General features: G+C 71.6%; 23 protein-coding genes. 12 read left to right on the forward strand and 11 right to left on the reverse strand.

Going from position 1 to position 23,328, the window contains the following annotated elements:
* Positions 1-28 precede the first annotated feature (28 nt).
* The 3 genes from DB033_RS12330 to aztB are packed head-to-tail and all read right to left on the reverse strand — an operon-like array spanning position 29 to position 3,224.
* Positions 29-985, reverse strand: coding sequence for a metal ABC transporter substrate-binding protein (locus tag DB033_RS12330; RefSeq protein WP_205843781.1), 957 nt, complete (start codon positions 983-985; stop codon positions 29-31).
* Entirely contained in the window at positions 982-2,301 is a 1,320-nt protein-coding gene (locus tag DB033_RS12335) for an ABC transporter (RefSeq protein ID WP_111766936.1), read from the reverse strand. Before DB033_RS12335 ends, DB033_RS12330 begins: the two co-directional genes overlap by 4 nt.
* Positions 2,302-2,357: 56 nt before the next feature.
* The gene (gene aztB / locus DB033_RS12340; protein WP_111767455.1) at positions 2,358-3,224 is read right to left on the reverse strand and encodes a zinc ABC transporter permease AztB; all 867 of its coding nucleotides are present in this window, start codon (positions 3,222-3,224) and stop codon (positions 2,358-2,360) included.
* 46 nt (positions 3,225-3,270) lie between these two features.
* Between aztB and aztA the strand changes: the two genes are divergently transcribed.
* Complete coding sequence (aztA, locus tag DB033_RS12345) at positions 3,271-3,948, forward strand: zinc ABC transporter ATP-binding protein AztA (RefSeq protein ID WP_205843782.1); 678 nt, start codon at positions 3,271-3,273, stop codon at positions 3,946-3,948.
* 146 nt (positions 3,949-4,094) lie between these two features.
* Here aztA and DB033_RS12350 read toward each other — a convergent pair whose 3' ends face one another.
* Positions 4,095-5,036 (reverse strand): ATP-grasp fold amidoligase family protein, encoded by a 942-nt coding sequence (locus DB033_RS12350; RefSeq protein ID WP_111766937.1) that lies wholly within the window; start codon positions 5,034-5,036, stop codon positions 4,095-4,097.
* Between the two features lie 390 nt (positions 5,037-5,426).
* Between DB033_RS12350 and DB033_RS12355 the strand changes: the two genes are divergently transcribed.
* Entirely contained in the window at positions 5,427-6,593 is a 1,167-nt protein-coding gene (locus DB033_RS12355) for a hypothetical protein (RefSeq protein ID WP_111766938.1), read from the forward strand.
* 281 nt (positions 6,594-6,874) lie between these two features.
* Positions 6,875-7,681: an alpha/beta fold hydrolase gene (locus tag DB033_RS12360; protein WP_205843783.1), complete on the forward strand. Its 807-nt coding sequence runs from the start codon at positions 6,875-6,877 to the stop codon at positions 7,679-7,681.
* Positions 7,682-7,980: 299 nt separating this feature from the next.
* Here the strand turns inward: DB033_RS12360 and DB033_RS12365 are convergent, their stop codons facing one another.
* Positions 7,981-9,036 (reverse strand): ScyD/ScyE family protein, encoded by a 1,056-nt coding sequence (locus tag DB033_RS12365; RefSeq protein ID WP_157970651.1) that lies wholly within the window; start codon positions 9,034-9,036, stop codon positions 7,981-7,983.
* A 513-nt stretch (positions 9,037-9,549) separates the two neighbouring features.
* On the opposite strand from DB033_RS12365, the gene DB033_RS12370 reads away from it, so the two are divergent.
* On the forward strand, positions 9,550-10,251 hold the full coding sequence (locus tag DB033_RS12370; protein WP_170315528.1) for a GAF and ANTAR domain-containing protein: 702 nt from the start codon (positions 9,550-9,552) through the stop codon (positions 10,249-10,251).
* A 51-nt stretch (positions 10,252-10,302) separates the two neighbouring features.
* On the opposite strand, the gene DB033_RS12380 is transcribed toward DB033_RS12370, so the two are convergent.
* Entirely contained in the window at positions 10,303-10,758 is a 456-nt protein-coding gene (locus DB033_RS12380; RefSeq protein WP_111767458.1) for a MarR family winged helix-turn-helix transcriptional regulator, read from the reverse strand.
* 159 nt (positions 10,759-10,917) lie between these two features.
* On the opposite strand from DB033_RS12380, the gene DB033_RS12385 reads away from it, so the two are divergent.
* A complete protein-coding gene (locus tag DB033_RS12385) occupies positions 10,918-11,862 on the forward strand; it encodes an NADP-dependent oxidoreductase (RefSeq protein WP_111767459.1) in 945 nt (314 codons plus the stop codon).
* Between the two features lie 23 nt (positions 11,863-11,885).
* Here DB033_RS12385 and DB033_RS12390 read toward each other — a convergent pair whose 3' ends face one another.
* From DB033_RS12390 to DB033_RS20960, 3 genes are all read right to left on the reverse strand, one after another.
* Complete coding sequence (locus tag DB033_RS12390) at positions 11,886-12,251, reverse strand: MarR family winged helix-turn-helix transcriptional regulator (protein ID WP_157970653.1); 366 nt, start codon at positions 12,249-12,251, stop codon at positions 11,886-11,888.
* 302 nt (positions 12,252-12,553) lie between these two features.
* Positions 12,554-13,867, reverse strand: coding sequence for a GGDEF domain-containing protein (locus DB033_RS12395; RefSeq protein WP_170315529.1), 1,314 nt, complete (start codon positions 13,865-13,867; stop codon positions 12,554-12,556).
* Entirely contained in the window at positions 13,864-14,289 is a 426-nt protein-coding gene (locus DB033_RS20960) for a BLUF domain-containing protein (protein WP_170315530.1), read from the reverse strand. The genes DB033_RS12395 and DB033_RS20960 overlap by 4 nt, the downstream gene beginning before the upstream one ends.
* Before the next feature lie 588 nt (positions 14,290-14,877).
* On the opposite strand from DB033_RS20960, the gene DB033_RS12400 reads away from it, so the two are divergent.
* The 5 genes from DB033_RS12400 to DB033_RS12420 all read left to right on the forward strand — a co-directional run bounded on the left by DB033_RS12400 (position 14,878) and on the right by DB033_RS12420 (position 19,269).
* Entirely contained in the window at positions 14,878-16,164 is a 1,287-nt protein-coding gene (locus DB033_RS12400) for a sensor domain-containing phosphodiesterase (RefSeq protein ID WP_111766943.1), read from the forward strand.
* A gap of 545 nt (positions 16,165-16,709) precedes the next feature.
* On the forward strand, positions 16,710-16,883 hold the full coding sequence (locus tag DB033_RS12405) for a DUF1059 domain-containing protein (RefSeq protein WP_111766944.1): 174 nt from the start codon (positions 16,710-16,712) through the stop codon (positions 16,881-16,883).
* A gap of 1 nt (position 16,884) precedes the next feature.
* Positions 16,885-18,051: an EAL domain-containing protein gene (locus tag DB033_RS12410; protein ID WP_111766945.1), complete on the forward strand. Its 1,167-nt coding sequence runs from the start codon at positions 16,885-16,887 to the stop codon at positions 18,049-18,051.
* A gap of 108 nt (positions 18,052-18,159) precedes the next feature.
* Positions 18,160-18,744: a TetR/AcrR family transcriptional regulator gene (locus tag DB033_RS12415; protein WP_111767460.1), complete on the forward strand. Its 585-nt coding sequence runs from the start codon at positions 18,160-18,162 to the stop codon at positions 18,742-18,744.
* Between the two features lie 78 nt (positions 18,745-18,822).
* Entirely contained in the window at positions 18,823-19,269 is a 447-nt protein-coding gene (locus DB033_RS12420; protein WP_111766946.1) for a hypothetical protein, read from the forward strand.
* Positions 19,270-19,430: 161 nt separating this feature from the next.
* Here the strand turns inward: DB033_RS12420 and DB033_RS12425 are convergent, their stop codons facing one another.
* Positions 19,431-20,474 carry a LysR family transcriptional regulator gene (locus tag DB033_RS12425; RefSeq protein ID WP_111766947.1) on the reverse strand — a complete coding sequence of 348 codons (1,044 nt, stop codon included), beginning with the start codon at positions 20,472-20,474 and terminating at the stop codon, positions 19,431-19,433.
* A gap of 109 nt (positions 20,475-20,583) precedes the next feature.
* Between DB033_RS12425 and DB033_RS12430 the strand changes: the two genes are divergently transcribed.
* Together DB033_RS12430 and DB033_RS12435 are read left to right on the forward strand one after the other, a co-directional pair.
* The gene (locus tag DB033_RS12430; RefSeq protein ID WP_111766948.1) at positions 20,584-21,399 is read left to right on the forward strand and encodes an inositol monophosphatase family protein; all 816 of its coding nucleotides are present in this window, start codon (positions 20,584-20,586) and stop codon (positions 21,397-21,399) included.
* 24 nt (positions 21,400-21,423) lie between these two features.
* Complete coding sequence (locus DB033_RS12435) at positions 21,424-22,083, forward strand: NADPH-dependent F420 reductase (protein ID WP_111766949.1); 660 nt, start codon at positions 21,424-21,426, stop codon at positions 22,081-22,083.
* A 767-nt stretch (positions 22,084-22,850) separates the two neighbouring features.
* Here the strand turns inward: DB033_RS12435 and DB033_RS20720 are convergent.
* Positions 22,851-23,069, reverse strand: coding sequence for a MerR family transcriptional regulator (locus tag DB033_RS20720; protein ID WP_157970654.1), 219 nt, complete (start codon positions 23,067-23,069; stop codon positions 22,851-22,853).
* Positions 23,070-23,328: the final 259 nt, after the last annotated feature.

The raw sequence follows: 23,328 nt of genomic DNA on the forward strand, positions 1-23,328 counted from the left end.
GTCATCACCTTATCAAGAACCATTCTCATTAGCGAAGCGCGGAGGTGATGCGATCCGCATTGCTGCGCATCATGGCCAGGTAGGTGGCGGCGTCGCCCCCCGGCGCGCTCTCCGCGGCGACGTCCGTTGCCGCGGTAAGGGACTCGGTGAAGAGCGAGACGATGGTGACGTCGAGACCGACCTCGTCGGCCAACACCTGCACGAGTCGCTCCGGCTGGGTCGCGTCGGCGAAGACGACGTCGACGCCGGCGGTCTCCATGGCGGTGACGAGGTCGTCGAAATCACTGGCGCTGGGGGCGGCGAGAGTGCTGCCGCCCGGGAGAACCGTTCCCACCACGGTGAAGTCGTACCGCTGGGCGAGGTAGCCGAAGACGTTGTGGTTGGTGACCAGGGCGCGTCGGTCCGCGGGGATGCCAACGAACTGCTGTTCCAGCTCGGCGTCCAGCGTGCGCAGCTCCTGCCGGTAGGCGTCCGCGGAGGATCGCAGTGCACCGGCGTCGACGTCGGCCAACCCGGCCACGACCGGCTCGAGCGCATCGACGACCCGCAGCACCTGCTGCGGATCGGTCCACAGATGCGGGTCCGGGCCTGACATCTCGTCGTCGGTGTAGGCGATGACCTGCACGTGGTCACCGGCCACGAACTGCGGGACGCCGTCGGCGGCGGCGGCGTCGAGATGATGCTGCACCCCCTCCTCGAGACCGAGTCCGTTGGACACGATCAGCTCCGCGTCGCGGAGCTCGGCCGCCCGCTGGGCCGACACCTCGAAGGAGTGTGGGTCGGAACCCGGTGGCATCAGAACCAGGACGTCGACCTGATCTCCGACCACCTGCTGCACGACGTCACCGAGGATGTTGGTGCTCACCGCGATCGTCGGACGCTCCGACACGCCATCGGCACCGGCACCGGCACCGGCACCGGCACAACCCGCCAGCACCGCGAGCACCCCGCCGGCCAGCCCGGCGACGAGACGCCGGGCCCTCACCGCCCCACCTCGGCGAGGAACATCGGGACGTCGGGGGTCGGGAACTCCCGCGAGATCCGCGCCGCGTCGCCGTGGTCGATCTCCAGGATCCGGCGCCCGGCGGGGTCGTTGACGTACGCCCGGGCCGCGTCGACCTCGATGGTCACCGCGTCCCGCAGTGCGGGCTCGGCCATGGTGTCGGCCAGGAGCGGCTCCGAGGTCCCCGTCACCACTCCGGTCCGGGCGTCCAGGGTCAGGACGCGACCCGCACGGTCGACGGCGACGACCACGTGGTCCCGGTCGTCCACCGCCGACACCGCGACCAGCGGAGTGCCCGTCTCGATCAACCTCCACTCACGGTCCCGCGTGTCCAGCACCCAGGCGCCGCGTTCGCCGGCCACCGCGGCGACCACCGGCCGGTCCTTGCGCGCCCGGAAGTCGCGGGCCCGGTCGGCGTCGGACACCGCTGCCGGGTAGGGGATGTGCTCGAGGGCGACGGTTCCGTCCGGATCGGAGCCGGCCACGGCGAGGACAGCGCCGTCGGCGCAGCCCACGACGACGCCGACCCGGCTGGTGATGGTCTCCCCCGCCCCCGGACAGGCGACGCCGGTGCCGGCGACCGGCGCACCGGCGGCGTCGAGCACCCGGACGGTGTCCGGCGACGACCCGGCGGAGCCGGCGGTCGTCTGGACGAGGCGTCGCCCCGACGGGACCAACAGGCCGTCGGCGGGCACATCGTCGAGCTCGGCGAGCAGAGCGACGGAGCCGGCTCCCAGTGCTGCCCCGTCGAGCACGACGGCGCGGCCGGCATCAGGGTCGAGCACGGTCACCAGCGACGGCGCCGACGACGTCCGCATCGCGGCGCCACCGTCGACCTCACCCACCGGTCGCGACTCGGCCAGGTAGTAGTGCGAATGGTCGCCGTGCGGCACCGTCCACACTCCGCTGTCCACGACGGTGAGGCCGGACGCGGAGGTGGCGAACAGGTACCGGCCGTCAGTGGTGACCGCCGTGGGCGCCGGGAGATCGGGCAGCTCCACGCTGTCCCCGGTGAGCAGGTCGATGCCGCTGGTGCTGCCGTCGGGCGCCACCACCGCGAGACGCAGTTGCGGCTCGGTCATCTCGGCCGCCCCCGGGATGGCGCCGTGTCCGGGGGCGTCGGAGGCGTCCTCGCCGGCGGGGGCCGACGGCGCCGGCGAAGACAGGGCGGACGGGGCGGACGCACCGGAGGCGGAGCGCGCGCCGGAGCCCGAGCACGCGCAGAGCGTGAGGCCGAGGGCGAGGGCGAGGACGGCGGCCGTGATCACGGGCCGGGGGGGCTGGGGCGGGGCGGGCACGGAGGATTCCTTTGCACGGTGCGACGACGGAACGGGAGGTGGGCGACCGACAGCGGTCAGCGGCGGCTGGGCAGCGGTGCTCCGACGCCGGGCGATCGGCGTCGGGAGCTGTGGTGGGTGAGGGTGCGGAGCACCGTGGACACCGGGTAGACGAGGACCGCGACCAGCGCGATCGACGCACCGGCGGCGGTGCCGGCGTGCCACGACAGCAGGAGGCCGGCGACGACGGCCAGCGCGCCCAGGACGGCGGCGAGGCCCATGGTGGTGGCGATGCCGTTCGTCCACGGCCGGGCCGCCGCGGCCGGCGCGACAAGCAGGCCGACGACGAGCAGACTGCCCACCGCCTGGTACGAGCTGACCACTGCCAGCGTCACCAGGACGGTCAACGCGATCCGGCCCGCCCGGGGGTTCAGGCCCAGGGTGGCGGCCTTCGCCGGGTCGAAGGCCAGGGCGACGAACGACCGGTGGAACGCCACGGCCAGGGCCACGGTGAGCAGCACCGCCACCGCCACTTGCACCAGGTCGCCGACGCGGATGGCCAGCACGTCGCCGAACAGGATGGCGGTCAGGTCGGTGGCGAACGAGCGGGACCGCGACACGATGAGCACGCCGAGGGCGAGCATGCCGACGAAGAGCAGCGCGATGGCGGTGTCGTCCGACAGGCGCCGGTTCCGCGTGAGGAACCCGATCCCGGCGGCCATGGCCGCGGCACTGACCCCGGCACCCAGCAGGCTGGGGAACCCGAGCAGCGCCGCCAGCGCCACCCCGGGCACCATCCCGTGGGCCAGGGCCTCACCGAGGAACGCGGAACCCCGGATGACGACCCAGGTGCCGGCCACGGCACAGATGCCGGCGACCAGGACACCGCCCAGCAGGGCGCGCAGCATGAAGGACACCGAGAACGGATCGAGGAACCAGGACACATCGGCACCGTACATGAGAACGGTAATCGTTAGTTACAGTAGTGCGGTGTCCGACAGCATGCAGGTCATCGACGTGAGTGCCCACCACGGCACGATTCTCGCGCTGCAGTCGATCGACTGCGCGTTCCCGGCCGGGCGCGTCACCGCCCTGACCGGAGGCAACGGATCGGGCAAGTCCACGCTGATCGCGGTCCTCGCCGGGGTGCACCGCGCCACCCGCGGACAGGTGCGACGGCCCGCCGGCGGGGTGGCCCTCGTCCGGCAGTCGTGGTCGCCGGACCAGCCGCTCCCGCTCACCGTCGCCGCGGCGGTCGGCATGGGCCGTTGGCACGACCGGGGCCACTGGCGGCGTTTCCGGTCCGACGACCGGGCGGTCGTCGCCCGCGCGATGGAACAGCTCGACGTCACCGACCTGGCCCAGCGGCAGCTCGGCGGTCTGTCGGGTGGTCAGCGGCAACGGGTCCTGGTCGCACAGGCGTTGGCGCAGCGGTCCGGGGTGTTGCTGCTCGACGAGCCGACCGCAGGCGTCGACGCCGCCGCGCGCGAACGCATCGAGAACGCGATGGCCGCCGAGGCCGAACGCGGCGTGGTGGTCGTGCACGTCACCCACGACGCCGACTCCGTCCGACGCGCCCATCGTCACGTGCACCTCGAGGCCGGACGCGTGGCCGTACCGGTGTCGCCGTCACCCGAGGACCATCCGCAGCGCCGCCGGCCGGCCTGACCCGCCGGCACGCCGGCCCGGTGCGGCACCGGGGTGACCGCCCGACAGTGGATGCCGGCGCGGGTGCCGCGGGTGACGGCGACGCCGACCTCGAGAGGTGGAGTGACAGCACGGCTCTCGGGGTGAGGTGCCGTCCGACGGCCGCCTCAGCGGTAGCGGCGCGGCACGGTCCAGGAACGGCCGAACACCTCGTCGAAGGATCGCGGATGGAAGGGGCTGTCACCGCCGGCGGGATAGTTCGTCAGCTCGCCGACCACGATGCGATCCGGGAGCAGGTACAGGTCCACCCGGACGAAATCGGTGTCGGCGGAGAGCCGCTCGGCCAGGTCGATCATCTCGTCCAGGCGGTCCGGGCGGGGAATCGGTGGGTGCGCCCACGGCGGGCCACCGCTGAACGGCATGTGCTCCCACGACCGCTGGAAGAAGTCCTGGGTACGGTCACCGAACCGACCTCCGTCGACCTGGACGAAATGGCACCGGCCGTGGAAGACGAAGAACTTGTAGTCCTCCGGCAGCGAACCCGCCGCCCCCAGCAGCCGCTCCTCCACCAGGACGCGGGGCGGGATCCTCCCGTACACCCACTCACGGTTGGGTCCCTGCCCGTACAGCTGCCCCAGCCAGGGCGCCGCGATGGCGGCCAGCTCGTCCCGGTCGGCTGCCGCCGGGCGGACGTGCCGGTAGACCCAGCTGTGCTGCGCCGGCGGGAGTCGCTCCTCGGGTGCGGCCATCGGTGAGACGACGATGACCGCTCCGCTGCCGTGCGTCGGTTTCACCACGAACGACTCCGGCAGCGACATCGTCCGCAGCGCCGCCGGGTCGTCCGCGACACCCACCAGCGCAGGCAGGTGACCGGGCCCGACGACGGACTCCACGTACGCCCGCACCGCCCACTTGTCGGCGAAGGTGACGAGGATGTCGCGGTGGTCACGCAGCATCTTGTAGCGGACCTTCTCCGAGAACGTCCGTGGCCGCGCCGTGGAAGCGAGCCGCCACAGACGCACCGCGCGACTGCGCTGTCGCCATCGTGGCCGCGACGGCGGCACGACCACGAGCGTGCAGCCGGGAGAGGAGGTGATGGGTGCGGGCATCCACGGATTGTGCCCTGCGTGACGGGCCCCGATCCCGGGCGGAGGAGACGCGCGCACCGGTGGCTGGCTCCCGAACGCCGTGAGGGTGCTCACCTCCCGGTCGGACCCTGCGCACGCGCTCGTCGTTAGCCAACTGTCGTGCTAACCTGCTAACTGGGTTCCGGTGGTGGGTACGCCGGCTGCCGCGCAGCTGTGGTGCGGTGGGAAGACCCTCCCTGGATCGTCCACCGGTGTCGTCCGCCCTTCCGCCGGCGACGCATCCGCGATCGACCTCGTCGCACATCACCGGAGTGACCGCACCTCCGGCCGCTGCGGCTCGTGCACGCACCCGAACGACGACGGCCGAAAGCTTCGGCCGTCGAAGACGCTTCCCACCGGATCAGGAGTGCCATGACCAGCACCGAGAACGAATTGACCACCGCACGCACCGTGAGCGCCGCGACCGACAGGTCGGTGAGCGCGTGGAAGGAGTCCGTCCACGCGGCGACGACGGGAGCCGGGCTGTGGTCGCGCGCCCCCCGGATCGACCCCACCGTCGGAGTCCAGCGGTACTTCGCGATGGTCCAGAACGCGATCGACGCGCAGCGCGAGCTGGCCGTCACCTGGGCGTCGTCGGTGAATGCGATCTCCGGCAGATGGAGCGATCAGGTGACCGCGGTGACCGGTGCCGCTCGCCGCCAGGTCGAGGTCGTCGCCGACGTCGTCAGCAGCCCTGCCCGGGCGGTCGAGCAGGCCGCCGAGCGCCGGGCCCAGCTCGCGGAGGCCGAAGCCGAGGCCGAGAGACGTCGGGTGCAGGCGGCACAGCGCGCCGCCGCGCGGGCCGCCGAGGAGCAGGCGGCACAGGCGGCCGAAGCGGCGAAGGCGGAGGAACGCCGGGCGCAGGCGGCACAGCGCGCCGCCGCGCGGGCCGCCGAGGAGCAGGCGGCACAGGCGGCCGAAGCGGCGAAGGCGGAGGAACGCCGGGTGCAGGCAGCACAGCGCGCCGCCGCGCGGGCCGCCGAGGAGCAGGCGGCACAGGCGGCCGAAGAGGCGAAGGCCGAAGAGCGTCGGGTGCGGGCCGAGGAGCGCGCGGCCGCCAAGGCAGCGCAGGAGAAAGCGGAGCTGGAGGCGACCAGGGCCGAGGAGCGTCGGGTGCGGGCTGCGGAGCGCGCAGCCGAGAAGGCGGCTCACGACCAGGCCCGCCAGGTGTACCAGGAGGCGACGAAGACCGAGTTGTCGGAGAAGCTGGCCGAGCGCGGCCTGGCCAGGTCCGGCACCGTCGAGGAACTCCTCGAGCGCATCGTCGAGTCCGACCTGGCCCGCGCCCCCTACCAGGACCTGACCAGGACGGAGCTGGCGGAAAAGCTCGCCCAGCGTGGCCTCACCAGGTCCGGCACCGTCGAGGAACTCCTCGAGCGCATCGTCGAGTCCGACCTGGCCCGCGCCCCCTACCAGGACCTGACCAGGACGGAACTGTCCGACGAGCTCGCCCGGCGCGACCTGCCGAAGTCGGGCACCGTCGAGGAGCTCCTGGGTCGCCTCACCGCGGCCGATCAGGCCGGAACCGACGCGAAGTAGGTCTCCGGGGCCGCGGTCGATCATCCGATCACCGCGGCCCGTGCCGGCGTCGGCGTGGCCGGTCACCGACCGCGCCGACGCCGCCGCGTGCATCGACAGGGGCGAGCGCATCGGAAGGACGGCGGGTGTGCGACTCACCGCCCGTCAGGCCGGCGGTCTCAGCCGAGACAACCGTTCGCCGGGCACCTGTCCCGAGTGGCGCCCGCCCCGCCCGCCCGAGAATCACTGTCCGGCAGACCTTCCCGTTCCGACCCGTTCCCGCGACCACAGGAGGATCCGAGATGACCGTGACGACACTGGAGCACGACCGCGCCGGCCGGGGCGAACCGCTGGTGCTGTTGCACGGGTTCGGCAGCACCCGGGACGACTTCACGGCCCTGCTGCCGGCGCTCACCGCGTCCTTCGAGGTGTGGTCGTTCGACCTGCCGGGACACGGCGCGTCCCCGATGATCGACGGGGTGCCGTCCGTGGCGGCCCTGACGGCAGCGGTCGTGGCGGAGCTGGACGCGCAGGGCCTGGACACGGTGCACGTGCTCGGGAACTCGCTGGGTGCGCGGATCGCCCTCGAACTGGCCTGCGAGGGCCGGGCACGGTCGGTCGTCGCGATCTCCCCCTCGGGGCTGGGGACACCGGCCGAACGGGTCCACCAGGCCAACCTGATGGTGACCTCACGCCTGCTGAACGTGGCCCGCCGACCCTTCATCGACGCCCTGTCCGAGACGGCCGCCGGCCGAACCCTGCTGCTGGCGGGCATGCGCGCCCGGCCGTGGCGGGCGTCGCCGACGGAGGCGAGGATCGGCAAGGACGGGTTCGGTGCCCAGCGCGGGTTCTGGTCGACCCTGGTGAACGCGATCGTCGTCGACGTCCCCCGGCACCTCCGACGCATCGACTGCCCGGTGATCGTCGCGCAGGGCTCGTGGGACATCGTCGGCTCCGGACAGACACCCCGGTACACGCCGTTCATCCGCGACGCCCGGTTCGTGGTGCTGCCCGGCGGCGGGCACGCCCCGATGTCGGACAATCCCGAGCTCATCGTCGATCTGGTGCATCACGCGGCGCGGCGGGCGGGCGCCGTCTCCACCCCGTGAGCGCGAACGCGGCCGCGTGACGCCACCGCGCACACCCGCACCGGGCGGTGGACGCCACCCCGACCGGAGACCGGGCGTGCTGCACCGAGCAGCCGGGTTGCAGCCGGGTCTGCGCCGACGAGGATGCCGCCGTACCGGTCGAGCGGCGACGAGCGAGGTCGCCGCCGCTCGACCGGTCCACGACCGATGCGACGTGGGCGGGACAGCGGCGGCGGCGACGCCCCGTCCGGCCCCGCCCTGCCGGGTGACCACCCGCCGGCGTCCGGCAGCGGACCCGAGCACCGACGCACCGGGGCGCCTCAGAACGAACGCTTGGTGAGCCGCCAGACCTGCCCGTCGCTGCCCGGGGTGCCGGTACCGGTACCGGGGGACATCGAGTTCACGGCCACATAGACGTTGCCGGGCTGGTCGACGACCACGCCGGCCGGGGCCGGGACGGACAGCACGACCCGCGCGCCGTTCTTCGGCACGAACACCAGCTGGCCGGTCCTGTTCGCGCCGCCGAAGAGCTCGCTGACGTACAGATTCCCCGCCTGGTCCTGCGCCGCCCCGGTCACGCCGGTGAACCCCGTCCAGGTCTGCTGGATCGCCCCGGTCCGGCGGTCGAGCTCCCAGACCCGTCCCGCACCGGGAACCAGTGACCCCAGGCCACCCACGATGATGTCGCCGTCACGGCTCAACGTCAGTGAGGTGGGGACCGGGTCGCAGAAGGATCCGCCCTGGTTCGGGCGGGAGTCACAGGCGCCACCGGTGACGTGGGGCAGGACCGCGAAAACGCTGATCCGGCCCCGGTCGTCCACGGCGAGGATGTCGTTGCCGGCGGCGTCGGCGACCAGCACCCGGTCTCCCAGGTCGAGCACCGCGTACGGGTTCGACTCGACCCCCTGACCGTCCGGGTCGTTCGCCGTCTCGAAAGCCCGGATGTCGGCGACCACGGCAGGCGGCCGGCCCGCCGCCGCACGCAGCAGCTTGCCTTCCTGCTCCTCCGGTAAGCCGGTGATCCCGTCCGGCACGTCGACGTCCTTGGCGACGAAGATCCGGTCGAGGGTCCGCGCACTGGCCCCGTCGTTCCCGGTCGCGCCGAACCCGCCCGGACCGGACTCCGACAGCAGGCCGGTCACCACGCGCTCCGCGAGGACGTTCTCGGCCTTGCTCGGACGTCGGACCACGCTGACCGCTGCGGTGGTCCCCACACACACCTCGTCCCCGTCGACGACCGCACAGTCATCGCCGCCGGTGCCGGACTCCGCGATGATCAAGGTCCCGTCGGTGGTCAGACCCAGCTGCCGCGGGTTGTCGAGTTGCTTCGCCACCGTCACCGGTGCCAACGGCGCCGCGAAGGCTGGCGTAATCATTATGGTTGATGCCGCGACGCTGATGGCGGCAGCGGTACACACGACACGTTTCATGATGACCTCATCGAGGTGAGAGTTCGGCCGCCCGTTGACCCGTTGTGATGAAACAGTCGCAGACCATCCGAGGGCTGTCAATGACGTCCTCGGAGCCCCCGGCGTCGTCGGATCCGCGGTCGCGATGGGCCGCCCGGGGTGTGCCCGACCCCGGCGTCGTGCCGCACCACACCTCCCCCTCTCCGAGCGGAGCGACCCTCTCACCGTCGCGGTATGGTGCGCAGGGAAGGACCGGACGGTGCGGCGGGACTCCGCGGATCGGCGCGCCGATACCGGTCGGTGAAGCCGACGGCGCCTGGCGCGCGCGTCGCCGACCGGACACCTGGGCATTCAGTTCCTACGAAGGGCAGCGACCCGGAGCCTCCACCCGGTGCTCGTGTCGCTGCAGCCGCCCCGCGTGCCGGGGCGCCACCCTCCACGCCCGGGGGTCTGTCCTCGGATCCGGGCAGGAGCGACGACATGCACTCCCATGAGACGACAGCGTGGATGGAAGCGCTGAGCGCGGCCGTCGTGGACGCGGACGGCGACGTGGATCCCTACGGCGCGGTGCTGGAGGCGGTGGTCTCGGCGCTGCCCGAAGTGGATGGCGCGGTGTTGTGTGTCGTGAAGGCCGGCAAGCCGGTGACGGTCGCCGTTCACGGGGACGTGGCCGATCCGTTCACGGAAGCGCAGCGGCATCTCGGGCAGGGCCCCACCGTGCAGACGTTCGAGCAGCGGACGACCATCACCTCCGCCGATCTGACCACGGACATCCGCTGGCCGAAACTGGGGCAGATGGTGGTCGCGCTGCCGGTGCGGTCGGTGGTGTGCTTCCCGATGGGCGATCCCGAGCGACCGGTCACGCTCACCCTCTACGCGGCGCAGCCGTCGGCGCTGGACCACCTCGACGCCGACCTGCTCCGGCTGGTGCTGGCCCACACGGGTATCGCCCTCGCCGCACTGGCCCAGCGCACCCGCGCGCAGAACCTGCAGCGCGCGATCAGGACGAACGAGCCGATCAGCGTGGCAACCGGGATCCTGATGACCCTGCACGGCTGTACGGAGGCCGACGCCATGGCGGTCATGACGGCGGCGAGCCGGGCACAGAACCGGAAACTCAGCGACATCGCCGCCGAGGTCGTCCTCACCGGAGCGATGCCGCCGCCACCGACCGGGTCGTAGCCCTACCGGCTCCGACGCCACCGACCGGGCCGCTGCGCGGTCGCCCCGCGGTCATCCTTCCGGCGGAGCCGTCCGGCGGCGACGGGTCGCGGAGCGGGGTGGACTCGCACGCATGTGGTCCCGCACCGGGGCGAGCAACGACGCGAGCGCATGGACGCCCTCGTCACCGAGGGGCGCGAGGAACATCTCCCGCAGGACGTCGACATGGCCCGGCAGGACGTCTCCGAGGCGTCGGCGGCCGGCCGCGGTGATGGTCACCATGATGCTGCGCTCGTCGTCCGGTGACGGGGCACGCGTGACGAGACCGGCCTGCTCGAGCAGACCCGCCTGGTAGGTCAGACCGCTGCGACTGTGGACCAGGCCGTCGGCGAGGTCGGTCATCCGGAGGCTGCCGGCCGGCGCGTCCAGACCCAGCCGGGCGAGCAGCTGGAACTGCACGTAGCTGAGGTCGGCCGCTTCCCGGAGCTGTTGTTCCACGCCGTGACGGAGCAGTCCGGCCACCTCCATCACGGCGAAGTACGCGCCCAGCTGGTCGGGTTCGAGGGGCTTCTCCGGGGTGTCCACGTCCCGAGTCTACGAGGCTATTGCTTCGAACTCGAAGCGCTGCTACCGTCCTGGTGTGCTTCGAATTCGGAGCAACACCCTCGGACGATGAAGAAGGTCACCATGAAGGCAGTCCGTTTCCACGAGTACGGCGATCCTGCGGTCCTGCGCCTGGAGGACGTCGAGGTGCCGGCGCCGGCCGCCGGCGAGGTGCGGGTGCAGGTCGCCGGGACGTCGTTCAACGGGGTCGACGGCAACATCCGCGCCGGTCGGATGCAGGGACCGATGCCCTTGGCACTCCCGCACACCCCGGGCCTGGACCTCGCGGGAACCGTGGACGCCCTCGGAGCCGGCGTGTCCGGGCTCCGGGTCGGCGATCCGGTGATCGGATTCCTGCCCTTCGCCGCCGACGGTGCGACCGCCGACTACGTCATCGCCGCGGCCGCCAGTCTGGCGACAGCCCCCTCGAGCATCCCGCTGGCCGACGCCGCCGCCCTGCCGGTGGTGGGCCTGACCGCCTGGCAGGCTCTGTTCGAACACGCGGAACTGCAGGCAGGACAACGGATCCTGATCAACGGTGCGGGCGGTGCGGTCGGCGGCTACGCCGTGCAGTTGGCCCGGACGGCGGGCGCGGTGGTCATCGCCGCCGGCAGCCCCCGCAGCCGCGACCGACTGACCATCGCGGGAGTCGACCAGTTCGTCGACCACACCGCGGCAGACACCGCCGCCCAGCTGCGCGAGCCGGTCGACGTGGTGCTCAACCTGGCCCCGATCACCCCGGAACAGTTCACCGCGCTCGCCGGTCGGGTCCGCGACGGCGGGGTCGTGGTCAACACGACGGTCTGGATGCCCGCCCCGTCCGACGAGGCGCGCGGGGTCCGCGGGATCGACCTGTTCGTGCGCAGCGACGCGGCGCAGCTGGCCGAGCTGGCCGGCCGGGTCGACCGCGGCGAACTCACGGTCGACGTCGCCGAGCGCGTACCGATGGCCGACCTCGCATCCGTGCACGAACGCGCGGCCGCCGGCATCCTGACCGGGAAGATCATCGTGGTGCCGACGGTGCGTTGACTTCGTAGCGGCGACCCGGTGGTTCAGCTGCCCGCGGCGCCACCGTCGATGTGTCGCCGGAGACCGGTGGCGAGCAGAACCAGCGCATCGGCCAGCTCCCCGAGGCGCCGGGGTGGGATGTCGGCGAACGCACCGAGCATGAAATCCGTACTGCGATCGGCGATCTCGCGGCCGCCGCGGGTCAGCTCGACGACGAAGCGGCGTCGATCCGTCGGATGCGGTGTGCGCTGGGCGATGGAGTGCGCCTCGAGACGGTCGACCAGCGACGTCACGCTCCCCGTGTTGAGTCCCAGCGCTTCCGCCAGATCCGACTGACCCATCGGGCCGCGGGTGTGGAGGTAGCTGATGGCCTGCGTCTGGCGGAGGTCCAGGCCGGTCTCGCCGGCCACTGCCTGACGGTAGTGCTCGGCCGCCAGGATCAGCACCCGCAGGGCCTCCCCCGCCCGACGCAGGTCTCCCGCCGGCCCCCCGGCTTTACCTGGGCTTTGACTTACCTCGTTCATCGAGTTGCTTGACCATCGAGCGACATCCGGTGATACTAGCAAGAGCTCCGGCAGGCTTCAGCAGCGTAGGTCTGTCGGGCTTCCCTCTCCGGGTCGCCCACCTCGGCAGCGGCAGCCGGCCCATGCCGGCAGCGCCGGCTGAGCCGTCACCGCTGTCGTCACTCGACGCCGCCGTCGGCGTGCGTTTCTCAGTCGGTACCGCGCTGCTCGGCGGAGCCCACTGCCGGCCGGTCGACCGCCAGCCGGTCCCGGCCGGCGGCTTTGGCCCGGTACAGCGCCGCATCGGCCCGCGTCAGCAGCGCAGCGGCCGTACCGATGTCGGCGGTTTCGGGGCCGGGGGTCCAGGTGGCCGCGCCGACCGACACCGTCGCCTGCCAGCCGGGCGCCTGACGGACGACGACGGCCCGGACCCGGTCGAGAAGCCGTGCGGCGACGGTCGCCGCATCGGCCGCACCGGTGCCCGGCAGGACGACCGCGAACTCCTCGCCGCCGTACCGCGCCACCACGTCACCCGCCCGGTCGATCGAGCCGGACAGCGCCCTGGCCACCGCGATCAGCGCGGCGTCGCCGACGAGGTGACCGAAGGTGTCGTTGAAGGTCTTGAAGTGGTCGAGATCGACCATCAGGACCGACAGCGGCAGTTGTTGCCGGGTGCAGCGCCGCCATTCGCTGCGGAGGGACTGGTCGAAGGACCGCCGGTTCGGCACTCCGGTCAGCGGGTCGCTCATCACCATGCGGAACATCTGATCCTGCATGGCTTTCTCGGCGGTGACGTCGAGGACCAGCCCGACCGCCCGCTGCGGGCGGCCGCGCCGATCGCGGGTGAGGACCTTGCCGCGGAGCGAGAGGTGGCGCAGGTCCGTGTCCGATCCGACGCGTACCTCGACCTCCATGGCGCCGGTGCCGACGAGTTGCTGCAGTGCTGCGGTGACGGAGTCGGCATCCGCGGGATGGACCGCGGAGGTGAGTGCCGCGATGGTGGTCGGTACCGCGTCCGGCGCCACGCCGAGGACACCGGCGGCCTGCGCCTCCCAGGTGAACATCCCGTCGGGCACGCCGAGTTCCCACATCGCGGCCGCGGTCTGCCCCAGTGCGAGATCCAGTCCGGCGCGCAGCGTCCGGCGCTGGGCGATCAGCCGGTGGAACTCGGTGGTGTCGCGGCCGGCCGCCCACCAGGTGTCGGTTCCGGGTACCGGTCGGGCCACCCACTGCAGATGCACCGCGTCGCCGCCACAGGGCAGGAAACGGGTCTCCATGAGCACCTCGGCCTGCCCACGTTCGAGGGCGGTGATACCGGCGACCACCTCGCTGATGTCCTCGGGGTGGACGAACTCCAGCAGGGAGCGGCCGTTGATCTGATCGACGTCCAGCCCGAGCAGGGAGGCGAAGGCGCGGTTGACCTCTCGGAGGTGTCCGTCGTGCCCACCGAGGGAGAACAGTTCGATCTCCGTGCCGGTGGCGGTGTCGAGGCGGGTCCGGTCGACGAGCGGGATCCCGGTCACCGGACGCGGTTCTTGGCGTACAGGGTCAACAGGGTCGTGGCGACTCCGGCGTTGCTGATCAGATCGGGGTTGACCAACGGGTACAGCGTGGCCGGCGTGAATCCGTCGACCTCGTCGGCGAGTTCCTCGTCGTCGACGTGCTCGAATCCCATGGTCCAGTCCGGGAAGAGGGCGGCGGACGTGGGGGCGTCGGCCAGCAGCCGCAGGTTGGTGTGCCGCTCGTCGGCGGCGATCCGGCCGTAGGCGGCGCTCAGCGCGTCCGGCTCGCCTTCCAGCACCTGCAGGAAGCTCTGGTTGCTGTACAGCAGCATGCCGCTCAGACCGGCCTGCGCGTTGTTGCGGCGGCACACGTCCAGCAGCGCGACGAGCTCGTCCGGGGCGATGTCGTAGGTGGCCTGACTGCAGTAGATGATGCGTCTCATGGTGACCTCGTGGGAGCGGAAGGGCTGGGCGCTGGACGATTCTCCGGCCGGCGGTGGCGGGTGCTTCCCGTCCGAGCGGTGCTGACGACGGCCGCGTCGCGGGCGGCGCCGTCGTCATGGGACCCGGGCGCCGGCGGCTGGGCGGGCCCCTGCCACCGCTGACGACGGTGCACGCTGTTCGACACCGGTCACACGCAGCGTAGCAACAAGCTTTCTCTGTGTGACTGCTTCGCCGAAGCTCGTGCCGACGGCCGCGGGCCGTGATTACGTTCGGTGACCACCGGACCCTCGGCTGCATGAGAGCCGGAGCGCTCGGCCCTTTCGCCGCTCGCATCGCGTGAGCAAAGTTGCACCGAGCGGAGTGCACAGGGTGATTCTTCGGCCGGAGAGCCGGCGAAAGACTCCGATGCGCGGCGGTAGGTGGTGTCATGGACGGTGGGCGGGGAGTCCCGACAGCCGACGAAACCATCGCCGGGGTGGCGCACGTGAGGGGTGCGCCGGGTACCACAGCAGGTACCCGGATCGAGGAGAAACGCGGTGGGTGTGCCGACAGTCGTTGAGCACCAGGTGGTGTCACACAGCGGGCGGATGCGGGACGTACCTGCCGGCGCCCGCTCACACGACGGCGGGGGCGTCCCGGCGACCACCGACCTGGACGATGTCCTCCGACGCGGCGCCGTCACGAGTCTCCTGCAACCGATCGTCGACCTCTCGACCGGCGCGGTGGTCGCCCACGAGGCGCTGGCCCGCGGACCGCTGGGTCCGCTGCACACACCCGACGCCCTGTTCGGCGCGGCCCAGCGGGCCGGCCGCGTCGCCGAGCTCGACGCACTCTGCCGCGAGGTGGCGGTCCGCACGGCCATCGACCACGGCCTGGCCGCCCCCGCAGCGGTTTTCGTCAACATCGAACCGTCGACCCTGCGGGCGAACGCCCTCGACCCTCTGGTCCACCAGGTGGCCTCGGCGCCCCGACCGTTGCAGGTGGTCCTGGAGATCACCGAGCGGGAGCTGGCGGCACGACCCGCGGAGCTGCTCGCCGCGGTGGCCCGGCTGCGGGCCGCCGGCTGGCGGATCGCACTGGACGACGTCGGAGCGGTGGACATGTCCCTGACGTTCCTGTCGCTGCTCGCCCCCGACGTCGTCAAGATCGACATGGGCACCGTCCAGCGACGGCCCGACGCAGCCACCGCCACGTTGATGAACGCACTGAACGCCTACGCCGAACGCACCGGCGCGGTGCTGCTCGCCGAAGGAGTCGAGACCGAGGCGCACCTGCGGACGGCACTGGCGCTGGGGGCGCGGCTCGGCCAGGGCTGGCTGTTCGGCCGCCCGAACCCCCACCCCGCGGCCGATCGCCCTGCGGGTGCACTGACGTTGCCGCCGCCGGTCCGCACCGAGCTGCCGGCCTCGCCGTTCCGCTGCCTCCCTGCCGGGGTCGAGCTGCGGGTGTCGACCAAGGCACTCCTGATCGAGGTCAGCAAGCACCTCGAGCGACAGGCCGCCGACATCGGGATCTCGGCGATGGTGCTGGCGACATTCCAGCAGGACCACCACTTCACGCCCGCCACCCGGACCCGCTACCGGCAGCTGGCCGGCGCGGTCGGCTTCGTCGGTGTCTTCGCCCGGGATCTCGCGTCCGCTCCGGTCGAGGGGGTGCGCGGCTGCGACCTCCCCGCCGGCGACCCGGTGGTCCAGGAGTGGGACATCGTCGTGCTCACACCGCATTTCGCGGCCGCTCTGCTGGCCCGGGACGTGACCGAGGGCCGGCCGACGGCCGACCGCGACCGACGGTTCGAATTCGCGCTCACCTACGACCGGGAGACGGTGACCGCAGCCGCCCGTTCCCTCATGGGGCGGATGCCGGACAGCCACTGACATCCGCCCGCGCTGTCGCGTACAGCGCGCCGGGCGTCGACAGCGCCGCACCTGCGGTCCGGGTCGGACGCGGGGACGGACGCCGGACCGAGTCGGCGTGAGCGGCCGCGAGGAGGCGCGCCCCGCCGCCGGGCGGTTGCCGGGCGGCTCTCCGGGCACCACGACGTCCGGGTGCACCGGGGCCGGCCGGCGACGCGATGGCCGGGCGGTTCCGGTCGACCGCGCAGGATCCTGCCCGACTGTTTCCGAACGACCGCATCGCCCGATCGGCGTCACGGGCCGGAACCATTCGATGAGACGTACGACGGGGGCGGCACGCCGCCGTGTCGTGACCGTCCGTAGATCGGCACCCGAAGCGCCCGGCGACCGTCCGGTGGAACTTCCGCGGAGTCGGGCCCGAGTCGAGATCCACGTCGTACCGTGGGGCCTGGGCCGACGGATGGTGACCGACGTCGGCTCCCCCACGTTCTGTCCTGCTCGCCACCTCCGCCCGATCGACGACGCCCGTCGCGTCCGGGGCGGACCCGATCTCGAAAGACCATTCCATGAAGAGTTTCTCGTGTGGTGACGTCGTCCCCGGTTGTGACGTCCGTTTTCTCTGTTCGTCCGAGGACGAGGTCCTGCACCAGGTGGCCGTCCACGCCCGTCAGGACCACGGTCTGACCAGCCTCTCCGACGACCTGGTCACAGCGGTGCGATCCGCCGTCGTGACCGTGTGACATGAGCGGTCCCCCGGCACCGCAGCACGGACCGGCTCCGGACTGGCCGGCACTTCTCGAGAGAGCCTGCCGGGGCGAGGGTCTGCGTTCGGTCTACCAGCCGATCGTCGACGTCGCGCGGGGCGTCGTGGCCGGATACGAGGCGCTGATCCGCTTCGAGGACGGGCCGGCCGATCCCGAGATGTGGTTCGCCGCAGCCGCCCGGCACGGTGTCGTCGACGCCCTCGACGCCGCCGCCGTCCGCAGCGCTCTGACCGGACGGTCGACGCTGCCCGGCAACTGCTTCCTGTCGGTCAACGTCTCCCCGATGTCGCTGGTGACACCGGCCGTCCGAGCGGTGTGGGCCGGGCAGGGCCACCTCGGCGGGCTGGTCGTCGAGCTGACCGAACAGACACCGATCGATTCCTACGACGTCCTCGACGGCGATCTGCGGCGTCTCCGCGGCGCCGGCGCGATGATCGCCATCGACGACGCCGGTTCCGGGTACGCCGGGCTGCGGCACCTGCTCACCATCCGACCCGAGATCGTGAAACTCGATCGTTCGCTCATCGTCGACATCGATCTCGACGAGGGCAAGCGCGCACTCGTGGAGATGATGGGTACGTTCTCCGGTCGTCTCGACGCGTGGCTGCTCGCCGAGGGTATCGAACGCGCGGCGGAGCTCGAGGTGCTGACCCGCCTGGGCGTGCCGTTGGCCCAGGGCTACCTGCTGGCCCGCCCCGGACCGGCCTGGCCGGCGTTGGATCCCTCGGTCGCTCTCCAACTGCTCACCGCGGTCGCGGAGCACCACGCCGGCGACACGTTGCGCGGCCTGCTGCAACCGGCTCCGACGGTACGCACGGTCGACGAAGCCCGGTCGCGGTTCACCGATCGCACCGTGGACGTGGTCGTGTTGCTCGACGAACACGGTCGCCCCACCGCCACGATGACCGCCGAGACCGCCCTGGTCGGCCAGGCGCACCCGGGTATCCGGTTCAACGTCGACACACCGCTGGCCGAAGCGGCTCTCCGAGCCATCGGCCGGGATCGACCATCGCGCTTCGCGCCTCTGCTGTGCACCGACGCCGGCGGCCGTTACGTCGGCATCGTGCCCGTCGAACGCATCCTGCAGGCCGCCGTCGGCGGCGTCGACGACGCGGCCCGATCCACCCGGGCGAAGTCCCGGTAGCAGCAGGGGACGACGGGCACTTCGGGTCACCGTGCGTGAGCCGGACGTCGACGGGGCATTATCGACCCGCCTGGCGGCACCGTTAACTAGCAGTGCTAGATTATGGCCATGTCGCCACGCCCCAGCCCGGACCTCGACCGCCGACGCTACGAGGTCGTCCAGATGGCCCGGGATCTCGCCGAGACCGAGGGCTGGGCTGCAGTGACCATCCGCCGCCTCGCATCCGAACTCGACGTCAGCCAACCGGTGTTGTACTCCGCCTTCGACAGCCGCGATGCGGTCGTGGATGCCGTGGCGGTCAGCGGTTTCACCGGGATCGCCGACGCTCTGCACGCCGTCGACGCCACCCCACGGGCACGGATGCGCACATACCTCGAGTTCGCCGCCGCACACCCCCAGGTGTACGAGGCGATGTTCTCGATGCCGTCGGGCCTCGCCTTCGCATCCGCCGACACCCCGGAAGCCCTCGCCCGGGCATTCCGCGGCATCGCCGACGCATTCCCCGGAGCCGGAGGCGCCGAGGTGGAGATCGCCTGGTCGGTGCTCCACGGACTGGCTACTCTCCAGGCCGGCGGGCGGTTGACTCCGGGCCAGGAACAGGCCCGGTTCGAGCTCGCCCACCGCATGCTGACCCATCACCTCAGCGCACCGACAGCCTCGCCGACCGAACGAGACCCGCAACGACGGCGCTGATCGACCGGCCATCCACCCGATGCCGATGACCACTCCGGAACCGAGCCCCACGGGGCACCAACGACGGGAGCACCGACCATGACAACCGTTCACATCACCGACAGCACGTCCCCGCCGGAGGGCTGGCGAATCCTGGGCTTCGGAAAACACCCCGACACCGCCGCCGCCGTGCAGGCCCACCTCCGGGGGCAGGGGCTCCGCGCCCGTAACTTCGCGCTCACCGACGACGCAGAGGGCGACGCCGCGTTGGTCGGACACCTCACCGACGGCGAGTACGACGGCATTCTCATCGGCAGCTACATCAACGGCCAGAACCCCAGCGAGCCACCCACTCCCGACACCACGGCATGGTTCAACCGGATCCTGAACATAACCCACCTGCATGCGCCGACGGCGAAGCTCATCCTCGTCCGCGATCCCGCTGACGCGCTCACCACCATCGAGAACGTTCTCGGCCCCCCCGGGCCGGCGGCACCCCGCACATCCGGTGCGGGTGGTGCACAGCCAACCGGCCAGGAGGTCTGAGTTCGACGGTGGACGCGACCTCCGCTGTGTCGGTGAGGATCCCGCACCCGGGACCAGGTGTCCGGCGGTGGTTCCGCTGGGCGGGCAGCCTGATCACGACAGCGCCGGCTCCCATGGCGCGTCGCATCCGTGGCCGCCAGGCGACGACACTCGGTCATCGGTCAGACCGGCACACCGGGAAACCGGTTTTCGGCCGACGTACGACCCTCGATGCCGGCCCGGGACCGACGCTCCGCCGGCGGCATTCGTTGTCCGGTGCGGTCGGGCACCGCCGGCGTCCTGTCACATCGATGTGTGGTCAACACGTCCCGGGTGAGTGCTCGCAGCCATTGATGGGCGTGGTCGGCCGTGAAGTGGTGATGCCAGGCGAGCACCACCCGCACCGGCGGCACCTGAACCGGTAGGGCGAACTCCGCGACCCCTCCGGCGGAGGTCAGGCGGGCGGCGACGGCGGCCGGCATCACCACGACAGCGTCCGTGTGGCGGACGATCTCCACTGCGGCCGCGGTCGAGGCGACGGCCGCCACCACGGTCCGGCTGTGGCCCGCCGCTTCTAGCTGCTCGTCGGTCCGGTCCCGTAGCCGGCCACGCCGCGACACCAGCACGTGGGGTGTGGCGATCCACTGCTGCAGGTCGACCGCCTCGCCCCGGGCACCCGCACCGGCACTGTCGAGCAGCTGGTGCCCGGTACGGGCCAACCCGACCAGCTGGTCATGACCGAGGTCGTCCCGGTCGATGTCGGGTGAGACGGGGGCCGCGGAACCGATCTCCAGGTCGACCATCCCACGACGCAGGTCCGTGCTGTCGCCTGCCGCCTCGCCGAGGAACCGCAACCCGACCCCGGGGGCCGCAGCCGACACCCGGTGCACCAACTCCGGGGCGAGGATCACGGTCAACGCGTCGTGCGCGCGCAGCGTGAATGTACGGCGCAATGCGGCCAGGTCCAGTGGCGCCTCGGGGGTGAGCACTTCGCGGCTGCGCAGCACCAACGCCCGCACCTCCGCCCGAAGTGCCACCGCACGCGGCGTGGGACGCATGATGCGTCCGTTGCGCACCAGTATCTGGTCACCGGTGGCCCGCCGGAGCCGCCCCAGGCTTCGACTCATCGCCGGCGCCGACAGGTGCAGACGCTCCGCCGCGCCGGTGACGCTCTCCTCCTCGAGCAGGGCGTCCAACGCGGTCAGCAAGTTCAGATCGAGTTGCATGAAACGCAATCTACTAGTGCACGGATTGTATTTGCCTACAACCCAACCGATTCATACCGTGATGACCGGCAGGTGACCGCAGAACCGACGACCGCAGGGACGAGAGATCATGACAGGAAACGAGTTTCAGTCACAGACCGAACAGGACCTCGCACTTCTGGACGGGATGACCGCGGCGGTCACCGCGGCGGGCCGGGTCCTGCTCGACCGGTTCTCCGCCAGCAACCGGGTCGGCGACATCACCGCGCTGCTCGCAGCGATCGACGCCAACGACATCGCCTCCACGGCGGTGCTGCGACCGGCCCTGGAACGGCTGCGCCCCGGCGCCCGGTGGGACGACGACGAAGAGGGCCGCGGTGGTCTGGGGCCCGGTGAGTGGTGGGTGGCCGACGCCGCCGAGGGCAACGTCAACCACATCCACGGCTCCGTCGACTGGGGAGTCACCGCGACCCTGGTCCGCGACGACGTGCCGGTCCTGACCGCGGTGTTCCTGCCCGCCCTCAACCGCACCTACACCGCGGTCCGGGGCGGCGGCGCCTTCCTGGACGGCGCCCCGATCACGGTGTCGGCGAAATCCGACCTCAAGGCTGCACTGGTGGGCACCGGCCAAGCCACACCCGGTGAAGACCCGACGATCCGGCACGCGATGAGCACCTCGATCGACCGGATGCTCGACGCGGCGCTGCTCGTCTCCGCCACCGTCCCAGCGACGCTGCAGCTCGTGCAGGTCGCCGCCGGCCACACCGACGCGTTCTGGCAGTACGGGCAGGTCCGTTCCGGGCTGCTCGCCGGGGCGCTGCTCGTGCAGGAAGCCCACGGCACGGTCATCGACACCTCCGGCGCCCCATGGACCCTCACCAGCGCCGACTTCATCGCCACCACACCAGGCCTCGCCGCCCCCCTCTCCGCCGCCCTCACCTCCTGAACCACCACAGGAAGAAGAATCCCGATGTCCCCCACCACCCGCATCCACACCACGATCGCCGTTCTCGGTGCCGGCCGGGTCGGCTCCAACCTCGCCACCGGCCTCAGCGGTGCCGGTCACCGCATCGTCCTCGGCGTCCGTCAGCCCGATGTCACCCGCGGCCAGTGGGCCGGCTCCCCCGTGACGGTGACCGACACCGCCGCGGCGATCACCGCGGCGGAGCTGGTCATCAACGCCACCCCCGGGGACACCACCCTGGAGCGGCTCTCCGTCCTGCGTGACGCTCTCGCGGGCAGGGTGCTCCTCGATGTGGCCAACGCGACCACCCGCACCCCGGACGGGATGCCCGGCGGGTTACTCTACGAGGGCTCCAGCCTGGGCGCGCAACTCCAGGCCGCGCTCCCCCACACCCGCGTCGTGAAAAGCCTGAACACGATGCTGTTCTCGGTGATGACCTCACCCGCGGCACTCGCCGCCGCCCCCACCGCGTTCCTGTCCGGCGACGACATCACCGCCAAGACGCTGGTTCGGGACGTCCTGCACAGCCTCGGCTGGGCCGATCGATGGCTGGTCGACCTCGGCCCGATCAGCACCGCGCGGGGCCCCGAAGCGATGGCGCTGATGGTGCCGGCCCTGCTCGGCGCGTTCGGGTTCACCCCGTTCGCACTGTCGGTCGCCCGGTGACGCCCGCAGCTGCACCCGGGTGACTCCACTGCCGACGCGGCGGCACCGACCCGTAGCCTCGGGCGACGTCTCCCGCCCGCAAGCCCACCTGCGTTGCCGCCGCGGTGTCGCCGATTTCGCCGCGGTCCGGAGACGTTGTACCGGGAAGGGGTGCGGGGTCTGTACCCGGGGGCTGCGTCGATGTCGTCTGTGGACTCAGCGGCCGTCGTAGTGCTCTCCACCCGGGTGCAGGCCGCGATGACCGCCGTGATCGACGGCCACACCCGACAGGGCATCGGTGCCTACGCCGGCTGGGGCGCCCAGGCCGATGTCGTACGGATGTCGGTTGCCCAGCTTGTGGGCGGCCACCCCCACCAGGTCACGTTCACCCAGGACACCAGCACCGTGTTGGCGATCGTCATCAACAGCCTGGACTGGCGCGGCGGGGACAACGTCGTGGTCCCGGCCGCGGAATCCGCCAGCAACTTCTGTCCCCGGCTTGGAACTGCGGCGCCACGCCGCGGGCGCCGCGGGTACGGCCTCTACGCCGTGCTGCGGGTCCAGCTGTCGGTCAAAGGTGGCATCACGCAGGCTGAGCCGGCCGACTTCGTCGGCGTTACGCAGCCCCGCAGGTTATGGACTCTGCGGCCCCTGCGGGAAGAGAACTTGGTCGACCGTGATCGTCTCGGCTGGACTTGTCACCGATCGGGGCGCGGCGATCGATTGGTCGGTTCAGCACCACCCAGGTCCCGGCAAGACCCGGGTGCTGGGAGCTTTCGGACCATCCTTCAGTCATCGCTGGTCGTACCAGCCACGATCTCGCGGACACTGCTTGCAGACATCCCGAAGGCAAGAAGACCTCGGATGGTCCGGACCCGCGCCACGTCCGCGATGTCATAGCGACGTCTTCGACCGACGCGCAGGGCGGTGATGAGCCCACTGCGTTCGTAAGCATGGAGATCGGACTTGTTGACCCCGGTCTGGGCGGCTAATTCGTTGATGTCCACGCAGGCCCTCCAACAGGTGTCCATGCTGGCCTTTTGACAGTTCCGTTCGAGGCAGGTCTGTAGCTCGCAGTTCTCGACTGTGCTGATCGCGAGTATGTCGACGGCTAGGGGGCGCCAGGGATCGGAGTGAACCACCTCGGTGTCACTGGCGGCTCCGCCGGGTTGAGGTCGCGGCAACCGGGTCGAACGTGGGTTGATGCGCGGCCACGTGGCCGCTGGGGCTGCATCGGGGGTCAGGAAGCTGTCGCCGGCTACGTCG

Source organism: Nakamurella deserti (genome assembly GCF_003260015.1).
Taxonomy (GTDB): domain Bacteria; phylum Actinomycetota; class Actinomycetes; order Mycobacteriales; family Nakamurellaceae; genus Nakamurella; species Nakamurella deserti.

Excerpts from the sequence above, each read along its gene's own strand:
- DB033_RS12350 (WP_111766937.1), bottom strand. The coding sequence starts at position 5,036 with ATGCCCGCACCCATCACCTCCTCTCCCGGCTGCACGCTCGTGGTCGTG.
- DB033_RS12355 (WP_111766938.1), top strand. The coding sequence starts at position 5,427 with ATGACCAGCACCGAGAACGAATTGACCACCGCACGCACCGTGAGCGCC.
- DB033_RS12360 (WP_205843783.1), top strand. The coding sequence starts at position 6,875 with ATGACCGTGACGACACTGGAGCACGACCGCGCCGGCCGGGGCGAACCG.
- DB033_RS12365 (WP_157970651.1), bottom strand. The coding sequence starts at position 9,036 with ATGATTACGCCAGCCTTCGCGGCGCCGTTGGCACCGGTGACGGTGGCG.
- DB033_RS12370 (WP_170315528.1), top strand. The coding sequence starts at position 9,550 with ATGCACTCCCATGAGACGACAGCGTGGATGGAAGCGCTGAGCGCGGCC.
- DB033_RS12380 (WP_111767458.1), bottom strand. The coding sequence starts at position 10,758 with ATGGAGGTGGCCGGACTGCTCCGTCACGGCGTGGAACAACAGCTCCGG.
- DB033_RS12385 (WP_111767459.1), top strand. The coding sequence starts at position 10,918 with ATGAAGGCAGTCCGTTTCCACGAGTACGGCGATCCTGCGGTCCTGCGC.
- DB033_RS20960 (WP_170315530.1), bottom strand. The coding sequence starts at position 14,289 with ATGAGACGCATCATCTACTGCAGTCAGGCCACCTACGACATCGCCCCG.
- DB033_RS12400 (WP_111766943.1), top strand. The coding sequence starts at position 14,878 with ATGCGGGACGTACCTGCCGGCGCCCGCTCACACGACGGCGGGGGCGTC.
- DB033_RS12405 (WP_111766944.1), top strand. The coding sequence starts at position 16,710 with ATGAAGAGTTTCTCGTGTGGTGACGTCGTCCCCGGTTGTGACGTCCGT.
- DB033_RS12410 (WP_111766945.1), top strand. The coding sequence starts at position 16,885 with ATGAGCGGTCCCCCGGCACCGCAGCACGGACCGGCTCCGGACTGGCCG.
- DB033_RS12415 (WP_111767460.1), top strand. The coding sequence starts at position 18,160 with ATGTCGCCACGCCCCAGCCCGGACCTCGACCGCCGACGCTACGAGGTC.
- DB033_RS12420 (WP_111766946.1), top strand. The coding sequence starts at position 18,823 with ATGACAACCGTTCACATCACCGACAGCACGTCCCCGCCGGAGGGCTGG.
- DB033_RS12425 (WP_111766947.1), bottom strand. The coding sequence starts at position 20,474 with ATGCAACTCGATCTGAACTTGCTGACCGCGTTGGACGCCCTGCTCGAG.
- DB033_RS12430 (WP_111766948.1), top strand. The coding sequence starts at position 20,584 with ATGACAGGAAACGAGTTTCAGTCACAGACCGAACAGGACCTCGCACTT.
- DB033_RS12435 (WP_111766949.1), top strand. The coding sequence starts at position 21,424 with ATGTCCCCCACCACCCGCATCCACACCACGATCGCCGTTCTCGGTGCC.